Origin of the sequence: Pseudonocardia acidicola, from assembly GCF_012911935.1 — a bacterium.
In the GTDB taxonomy this organism is placed as follows: Bacteria; Actinomycetota; Actinomycetes; order Mycobacteriales; family Pseudonocardiaceae; genus Pseudonocardia; species Pseudonocardia acidicola.
Genome location: NZ_JAAXLA010000082.1, coordinates 22,776 through 30,778 on the forward strand (window position 1 = coordinate 22,776; position 8,003 = coordinate 30,778).

10 protein-coding genes are annotated in these 8,003 nt (G+C 72.6%); 4 read left to right on the top strand and 6 right to left on the bottom strand.

The window, feature by feature from the left end:
* Positions 1 to 63: 63 nt before the first annotated feature.
* The 4 genes from HF526_RS29345 to HF526_RS29360 all read right to left on the bottom strand — a co-directional run bounded on the left by HF526_RS29345 (position 64) and on the right by HF526_RS29360 (position 2,450).
* On the bottom strand, positions 64 to 297 hold the full coding sequence (locus HF526_RS29345) for a hypothetical protein (protein ID WP_169384830.1): 234 nt from the start codon (positions 295 to 297) through the stop codon (positions 64 to 66).
* A complete protein-coding gene (locus tag HF526_RS29350; protein WP_169384831.1) occupies positions 294 to 806 on the bottom strand; it encodes a hypothetical protein in 513 nt (170 codons plus the stop codon). Before HF526_RS29350 ends, HF526_RS29345 begins: the two co-directional genes overlap by 4 nt.
* A 332-nt stretch (positions 807 to 1,138) precedes the next feature.
* The gene (locus HF526_RS29355; RefSeq protein ID WP_169384832.1) at positions 1,139 to 1,312 is read right to left on the bottom strand and encodes a hypothetical protein; all 174 of its coding nucleotides are present in this window, start codon (positions 1,310 to 1,312) and stop codon (positions 1,139 to 1,141) included.
* Positions 1,313 to 1,463: 151 nt separating this feature from the next.
* On the bottom strand, positions 1,464 to 2,450 hold the full coding sequence (locus tag HF526_RS29360; RefSeq protein WP_169384833.1) for a YhfZ family protein: 987 nt from the start codon (positions 2,448 to 2,450) through the stop codon (positions 1,464 to 1,466).
* Positions 2,451 to 2,653: 203 nt separating this feature from the next.
* Between HF526_RS29360 and HF526_RS29365 the strand changes: the two genes are divergently transcribed.
* Genes HF526_RS29365 through HF526_RS29380 form a run of 4 tightly spaced genes read left to right on the top strand, consistent with a single transcriptional unit; the run spans position 2,654 to position 7,429 of the window.
* Positions 2,654 to 4,051 carry an FAD-binding oxidoreductase gene (locus HF526_RS29365; protein WP_169384834.1) on the top strand — a complete coding sequence of 466 codons (1,398 nt, stop codon included), beginning with the start codon at positions 2,654 to 2,656 and terminating at the stop codon, positions 4,049 to 4,051.
* A 60-nt stretch (positions 4,052 to 4,111) separates the two neighbouring features.
* Positions 4,112 to 5,608, top strand: coding sequence for an FGGY family carbohydrate kinase (locus HF526_RS29370; RefSeq protein WP_169384835.1), 1,497 nt, complete (start codon positions 4,112 to 4,114; stop codon positions 5,606 to 5,608).
* Positions 5,605 to 7,239 carry an FAD-dependent oxidoreductase gene (locus HF526_RS29375; protein WP_169384836.1) on the top strand — a complete coding sequence of 545 codons (1,635 nt, stop codon included), beginning with the start codon at positions 5,605 to 5,607 and terminating at the stop codon, positions 7,237 to 7,239. The genes HF526_RS29370 and HF526_RS29375 overlap by 4 nt, the downstream gene beginning before the upstream one ends.
* Positions 7,232 to 7,429, top strand: coding sequence for an HAD family hydrolase (locus HF526_RS29380; RefSeq protein ID WP_169384837.1), 198 nt, complete (start codon positions 7,232 to 7,234; stop codon positions 7,427 to 7,429). Before HF526_RS29375 ends, HF526_RS29380 begins: the two co-directional genes overlap by 8 nt.
* Positions 7,430 to 7,528: 99 nt before the next feature.
* Here HF526_RS29380 and HF526_RS36620 read toward each other — a convergent pair whose 3' ends face one another.
* Together HF526_RS36620 and HF526_RS29390 are read right to left on the bottom strand one after the other, a co-directional pair.
* Positions 7,529 to 7,813 carry a hypothetical protein gene (locus HF526_RS36620; RefSeq protein WP_211177972.1) on the bottom strand — a complete coding sequence of 95 codons (285 nt, stop codon included), beginning with the start codon at positions 7,811 to 7,813 and terminating at the stop codon, positions 7,529 to 7,531.
* 93 nt (positions 7,814 to 7,906) lie between these two features.
* Positions 7,907 to 8,003: BBE domain-containing protein (locus tag HF526_RS29390; protein ID WP_169384838.1), on the bottom strand; the 97-nt coding region annotated here is incomplete at its 5' end.

The window sequence follows — 8,003 nt, forward strand, 5'->3', positions numbered from 1 at the left end:
CGACACCAGGTATGCGGTCGGATGCCTGGCCTCCGTGACCGCGCCCGACGGCGTCGAGCATGGTCAGCCCCGAGCTTGGCTCCAGGTGTCCACAATCGTGCCGGTGCTGCAGCGATGCGGTCGGGGACGTTGCGCGAGCACGGTTTGCAGGCGGCTGCCGTCCTGTACCCAGGCGTGCAGGACCGGGTCGACGGCAGTGAGAACGCCGGTCAGGTCGGCCAGGCGTGCAGTCAGATCCTCGTGGATGAGCGGCTCGTGGTGCGCGATCCGGTTGCGCAGCCGGTGCAGACGGGTCACCGGTTCCTCGAGCAGGCGGCGGTCCCGGCCGGGTAGATGCGGGAACGATGGACGGATCGCGGGCCAGAGCGTGGCGGTGTAGCGGCGGGCGAGCAGGAACCGCGGAACCCGAACGACAGCTCGGCCACGATCTTGCCGGGCAGCAGCGGGGCGCCGGCCTGGCCCAGCCGGCGCTTGGCGGTGGCGATGTCGGCGCGGGCGTGCTGGTTGAGTTCGCCGGCCGGGTCGTCGTACCACTGCCCAGGACGGTCGAGCCGGTGATGGCGGGCGGTGAGGGCGTCGTGCACGGCGTTGCGCAACACCACCTCGCCGTGGCCGAGCGCCTCCCAGAATCCGCCGGCGACGGCGGCGTTCCAGCGGTAAAGACGCAGGCCCCGTTCCAGGTCCCCGCCGGCAGCGCGAACGTAGGTGGCCAGCCGCGGTGCGGACAGATGCCGTTGAATGAGCAACGCCGTCGCGCTCGCCCGGACCGGCTGCCCGTCGCCCGCAGACGGGGTGGAACTCGACACCTCAGCCGACACTCCGTAGAGTTGTCACCGAAGACCCCGGAGCGATCCCTGGCCACGGCCACATCACCGGGGTTTTGTACTGCCCGCGTCTCTGATCCTCGCAGACGTTATCGGCTGCGGTCCGTGTACATGCGCGCGCTCGTGCCCGACCTGCCGTTCGTGCCCGTCGAGATCCGGGGAGATCGCCCGGGCTCGCCGGCGAGCGGGAGGCGCGGCTGGCGAGTGCCCCGTGCAGTCGCCGGCACCGACCCGCTGCGACGTCCAGCCCGCGTCGCTGCACGCCGTCGCAGGTCCGGTTCGTCGTCGCGGAGCACCCGGGCCCCACCCGGGAATTACCGCAGCAACCCCGGGCACCATCCGGTCGAGGTGACGCTGCGGCTGCGCCACCGCGGCGGCGGCGCGATCCGCCCGTGCAGTTCCCAGCCGGCCTCGCCGCGGGCCCAGTGCAGGAAGTCCTCCTCCCACGGCCGGTCGAGCAGCGCCCGGCGCTCCTCGAGCTCCCGCACGCCGGTATAGAACCGCTCACCCGCCGACGCGCTCCGCGCAGCAGGGTGCGCAACCGTTCCGTCATGGCGGGCACCTCCCGGGGCTCGCAGGACGACCCCGGAGAGTCTGCGTGCCCGGCCCAGTGGGCAGCGCTCAACCGTGTCCGCGGAATCAGCCCGCAGGAGCACCGGGCCGGGACGCAGCCAGTGCCTCCTCCTCCCGGATGCGGTGCTGCTGCGCCTCGGCCAGCGCCTGCAGGCGGACCGCCGCGAGGACGGACGCGAGTTCGCGACGCTGCGGGAAGCCGACCAGGGCGGCGGCGGAGAGGCTGCGCCAGGCGCCGAGGGCCTCCGGGGTGTCGAGTTCGGTGCACCTCAGGCCGGCGAGGTCGAGGGGGATGACGGTCTGGCTGAGGTGCCAGATCCCGAGGTCCACATCCCGTCGCAGTACAGCGGCCGGCACCTCGGGGAACGCGCACTCGACGTAGCGGTACCCGCAGGCACGCGGGTAGGCGGCCTCGGTCAGGAGGACATGATCGGGCGAGTCGGGGTCGATGGCCACGCGGGCACCAGGACCCGGTAGCCCGCGGACGTCGGCCAGGCTCACCGACACCAGACGCCCCGCGGCGTAGTAGGTGCCGGGGGCGAAGACCCGCGTCTGCGCGAGGTCGAGCCTCTGCGCGGCGGCGTGGAGGACACCCGCCGAGACCACGGCCAGATCGACGACGCCGGCGGCGATCGCGTCGATGCGGCGCGCTCCGCCGCGTTGGTGGCGGATCGTGTGGGGCAGACCGAGCGCAGTGAGCTCACCCGCGAGCGACTCGGCCAGGACGTCGATCTCGATCGGTCCGCTGGGCGGGAGCAGGAGCCGCAGCGGCGCCAGGCCGGCGATGTTCCACGCGCGGCCGACGTCGACCGAGTCGACGATCCGGCCGCGGGCCCCGCGGGAGGTCACGGTCAGCGCATCCTGTTCGGCGAGCACGGCCATCGCGCGCTGGATCGTCCCCGCGCTCGCGCCCACGGTGCGCAGGTAGTGGCTGTTCGTGGGCAGCGGGGCACCCGCGCCGACCCGGAGCGCGTCGACGACGATCGCCCGCAGCGCCCGGTGCAGGGGGCGCTGCAGCGCCGCCGGCGCGGGCAGGTTGGTGCGCTCGCCCACGCTGTCCTCCCTCGTGCACCGACCTGTGCCGCGGACTGCCGCCCGTCGGACCAGGCTAACGCCAGGTCATGGGCGGGGGCGGGCGTCCACGTGACGCGCAGCACGTATGATCTTCCCGCACCCACAATCGCTCCAATTATGGAGTATTACGGTCGGAGTGGTCGCAACCCGGTGACCCAGCACTCGGAGCACAGGGATGATGCATGTCTGACATCGCAACGGTCGTGGACCTGCTCACCGACGCCCTTGGCGCCGACGCCGTCGACGTCGATCCGGCGAGCCTCGCCTCGGCCAGCCACGACACCTGGCCGGTGTCGACGAAGTGGGCCCGACAGGACGAGCACCCGTACCCGGCGGACGTGGTGGCGAGGGCCAGGACCGAGCAGGACGTCGTGGCGGTGCTGCGGGTCGCCGACGAGACCGGAATCCCCGTCACCCCGCGCGCGCTCGGGTCGTCGGTGACCGGGCAGCCGCTGCCGACCCGCGGCGGCATCGTCCTGGACGTTTCCGGCCTGGTCGGACCGCACAGCATCGACGAGATCGACATGACCGTGACCGCGCCCGCCGGCACCAACGGCGGCGAGCTCGAGGACGCGTTGAACGCGGCCGGCTGGACCATGCGGTTCTCCCCGCAGTCGCTCTACCGCTCCTCGGTCGGCGGGTGGCTGGCCACGCTCGCCACCGGCCAGTTCTCCTCACGGTACGGCGGCGTCGAGGACCTGGTCGTCGGCTACCGCGTCGTGCTCGCCGACGGCGAGATCGCCGAGCTCACGGCCTCACCGCGCGCGGCGATGGGCCCCGACCTGCGTCGGCTCTTCCTCGGCTCCGAAGGCACCCTCGGCGTTATCACCCAGGTGACGTACAAGATCCTTCCGCTGCCCGCGGACCAGCGGCTGCAGGCCTTCCGGGTGCCCGATGTCCCCGCCGGCCTGGCGATCATGCGCGAGCAGGCCGCCGCCGGGCTGCGGCCGTTCCTGCTGCGCTTCTACGACACCGACGAGGCCCGCCACGCCATGGCCGACCCGGGGTTCGACGGTCCGGTGCTGTTCGTCGGCACGGAGGGCGAGCCGGCCGTCGCGGCGGCCGAGATGGGGGTGCTGACCGAGATCGCCGCCCGGCACGGCGCGACCACACTCGGCCCGGAGCCGGCCGCAGCCTGGATGGGCCGGCGGTTCGACTTCTCCACCGTCGAGAAGCGCCTCGACACCCCCGGCGGCTTCGCCGAGACCATCGAGGTCGCACACACCTGGCGGCACATCCACGGCCTCTACACCGACGTGAAGGCCGCGCTCGCCCCACTGGCCGACGAGGTGCTCGTGCACTTCTCGCACGTCTATCCCCAGGGCACCTCGATGTACCTGATCCTGCTCGGCCAGGTCGCCGACGACGCGGCCGCCACCGCCCGCCTCGAGGAGATCTGGGCGACCGCGATGCGGGTCTGCCTCGACCACGGCGCCGAACTGTCCCACCACCACGGGGGCGGCCTCGCCCGCTCGCCCTACTCCCGCCGCTCGCTGGGCTCGGCGCACCGCGTGCTGCGCCGGCTCAAGCACGCGCTGGACCCCGACGCCCTCCTCAACCCCGGCAAGCTCGGCCTCTGATGGCGCCCGCCCACCGCGACCACATCCGATCGCACCCACCTCGAGATCCGGAGCTCACCGATGAGCAGTGAATCGCGCCTCCTCGTCATCGACGAGGGAACGACCGGCACCCGCGCGCTCGTGTTCGACGGCGACGGTGGCGTCCACAGTCAGTCCTACAGCGAGTTCACCCAGCACCACCCCGCGTCCGACCGGGTGGAGCACGACCCGGAGGAGATCTGGCAGCTCACGCTCGCCCGGCTCCGCGACGCCCTCCGCGACTCCGACACGGCCGCCGACGACCTGGCCGCGATCGGCATCACCAACCAGCGGGCCACCACGGTGCTGTGGGACCGCACAAGCGGCGAGGCGGTCGCGCCGGCCATCGTGTGGCAGGACCTGCGCACCGCGTCGATGGCCACCCGCCTGGCGGCCGAGTGGGGCGCGAAGGTGCAGGCCCGCACCGGGTGGACGCTGGCGCCGGTGTACTCGTCGCTGTCGCTGTGCTGGATGCTCGAGAACGACAAGGACCTCGCGCGCCGGGCCGAGGCCGGCGAGCTGGCCTTCGGCACCATCGACTCCTGGCTGGTGCACCGGCTCACCGGTGGCGCGGTCCACGTGATCAGCGCCTCGAACGCCGCCGTGACCGGCTCCTACGATCTCCTGGGCGACTCCTGGTACCACGACTGGCTCGGCGCGCTCGGGCTGCCGCTCCACCTGTTCCCCGAGGTCGTGGACGACTCCGGCGTCATCGCCACCACCGCCGCCGATGTCGTCGGGGCCGAGGTCCCGATCGCCGCCGCGGCCGCCGACCAGTCCTCGGCCCTTTTCGGGCAGGGCTGCGTGCGCCCCGGCATGGCCAAGACCACCCACGGCACCGGCACGTTCCTCGACATGAACGTCGGCCGCGAACCCGTCATCTCCCGCCACGGGCTCAACAGCATCATCGCCTGGCGCCGCGACGGGGTCACGACCTACGGGCTGGAGGGGTACGCCCCGGTCACCGGCTCGGCCGTGCAGTGGCTGCGGGACGGCGCCGAGCTGCTCGACAGCGCGGCGGACTCCGAGGCCCTCGCCCGCAGCGTCGACGACAACCACGGGGTGTACTTCGTCCCTGCGCTCACCGGGCTCGGCGCGCCGTCCTGGGACTCCAGCGCGCGCGGCCTTCTGATCGGGATCTCGCCCGGGACCACGCGGGCGCACCTCGCCCGCGCCGCGCTGGAGGGGATCGTCTACTCCATCAAGGACTTCATCGAGCTCATGGCCGAGGAGTCCGGGCGTCCGATCACGGCGATGCGCGCCGACGGCGGGGCCTCGGCGAACGACTTCCTGCTGCAGTTCCAGGCCGACATGCTCGGCGCGACCATCCACAGGCCGGTCAATGTCGAGGCGACGGCCTCGGGGGCGGCCTACCTCGCCGGCCTCGCCGTCGGCGTCTGGAACGACCCCGAGGACTGCTTCCGCGGGACCGCCGACGACGCCGTTTTCACCCCGTCGATGGACGAGGGGTCCCGCGAGGCCCACTACCGGCAGTGGCAGCGCGCCGTGGAACGAGCGAAGGGCTGGGTGCAGTCGTGAAGCGGTTCACCCCTGCCGACCTGCCCACCGAGGCCGACGTCCTGGTGATCGGCGGCGGGATCACCGGCGCGTCCGTCGCGCGCGACGCCGCGCTGCGGGGGCTGTCGGTGGTCCTCGTCGACCGCGACGACTTCGCCGGCGGCACCTCGAGCCGATCGTCCAAGCTCATCCACGGCGGCCTGCGCTACCTGCAGACCTACCAGTTCGCGATGGTCCACGAGTCGGTCCGCGAGCGCGAGGTCATGATGCGCATCGCCCCGCACCTGGCCGACCTGCAGCCGTTCATGTACCTGCTCTACGAGGGCTACCCCGAGGGCAAGGCGCTGCTCAACCTCGGGTTGACCGTCTACGACGCGTTCTCACGGGCCCCGCTGCGGCGCTGGCACCGGATGCTCGGACGCGAGGCGGTGCTGCGCCGGGAACCGCACCTCAACCCCGACGGGCTGAAGGGCGCGGGCCTGTACCACGACGCGCTCACCGACGACGCCCGCCTCGTGATCGACGTGCTCGAGTCGGCGTACCGTGCCGGAGCGCTGCTGGGCAACCACCGCGAGGTCACGGGACTGGTGCGAGAGCGCGGCCGGATCACCGGCGCCGAGGTTGTCGACCGGATTACCGGCGAGCAGATCCTCGTCCGGGCGAAGACGGTGGTCAACGCCGCGGGCCCATGGGTCGACCGCGTGCTCGGTCTCGAGCGCCCCGTCGAGCACCCCACGCTGCGGCCGACCAAGGGCGTGCACATCGTGCTGCGCACCGAGGACTTCCCGCTGCACACCGCCGTGTTCCTGCGCTCGCCGTCGGACGGCCGCGTCGTCTGGCCGACACCGGCAGGCGACGGCCGCCATGTCTACATCGGCACCACCGACACCGACTTCTCCGGGTCGGTCGACGACGTCGTCGGCGGCGAGGAGGACTTCGCCTACCTGCTCGAGGCGGCCAACCACGCACTGCCCGGCGCGAAGCTGGACAGCAGCGACATCGTCGCGTCGTGGGCGGGACTGCGGCCGCTCATCGCCCCCGAACCAGGGACGTCGAACTCCGCGGCGTCGCGCGAGCACAGCATCACCACCGGGCCGGCGGGCATGATCACCGTCGCCGGTGGCAAGCTCACCACGGCCCGCCTCATGGGCGCGCAGATCGTCGACGTCGTCGCCGACCAGCTGCGCGAGCGCGCCGGGGTCCGGGGGGTACCCGCATCCACGACCGGGCGCGTGCCGATCTCGGGCGGGGACCCGGGCGAGATCTTCCGTGCCGAGCGGGCGGTCGCGAGCGCCCCGGCCACGGAGGAGACCAGGCGGCGGTGGCTGCGCCGGTACGGTGGCAACGCCTCCGCCCTCGCACAGGCGGCGGTCCGCGACCCCGGTTCCGGCGCGACCATCGGCGAGTCCGGCCTCACCCCCGCCGAGATCGACCACGCGGTGCACCGCGAGATGGCGATGACCGTGTCGGACGTCCTCGTGCGCCGGACGGGCTCGTTCTTCTGGTCCGCCGACGGCGACCGTTCCGCAGCCGACCGGGTGTCCGACGCCCTGGACGCCGTGCACCACTATCCACCGCAGCAGCGCGCGCAACAGCAGGCCGCCTACGCGGACTGGGTCGCGCGCAACCGCGGCACCCGCACCGGTGCCTGACCGGCTCCGCCACCCGGGCGACGTCGTCGCCCTGGACTTCGACGGCACGCGCGCCGGCGTCGAGCACCGCGTCAGCGCCTACGCCACCGGCGTCCTGCACCGGCTGGGGGAGTCGGGTGTGCCGACGATCGTGTGGCCCTGGCGGTCGGAAGCGACCGCCGATGTTCGTGAGTTTCGACCGCAGCTGTGACGTGGCTGCATGATCGATGTCGGTGAGAACTGACCGCAGCTGAGGGCGGGTCGGCCGCTGCCCCGGGGCCCGGGCTGCTGCGGTGCGAGGGGAGCCGGGTCAGGTGTCGGTGCCGGCGGCGGCGCGGCTGCGGGCGACGCGGTAGGAACCGGTGCCGGTCTCGATGATGTTGCCGCCGAAGGTGAGCCGATCGACGTTCGCGGCGCAGAGGCGTGGGCCGGTGAAGGTTGTGATCCAGCCGCCGAAGGACTCATCGGAGTCGGTCGCGGCGGAGCACATGTCCCAGTTGTTGGCGGCGGTCGGCGCGGCGTCGGCCGCGTTGAGGACATAGACCTCCGGTTGAGCTGCTCGCTGCTCAATGCGGGCCGTCCACCTTGCCGCCATGGTTCTCCCTATGTGTCGCGCCGCCTGTCATCCGTGCACGTGGTGTGTGCTAGGGCCGGTGATCGTTCCCGCGCACGAGCGTGCCGGCGCCGTTCAGGCGGGCTTGATGTTCGCGTTGTGGTGCAGGACGTTGCCGGGGTCGTACTCGGCCTTGATCCGGGCAAGCCGGTCGTACTTCGGGCCGTACGAC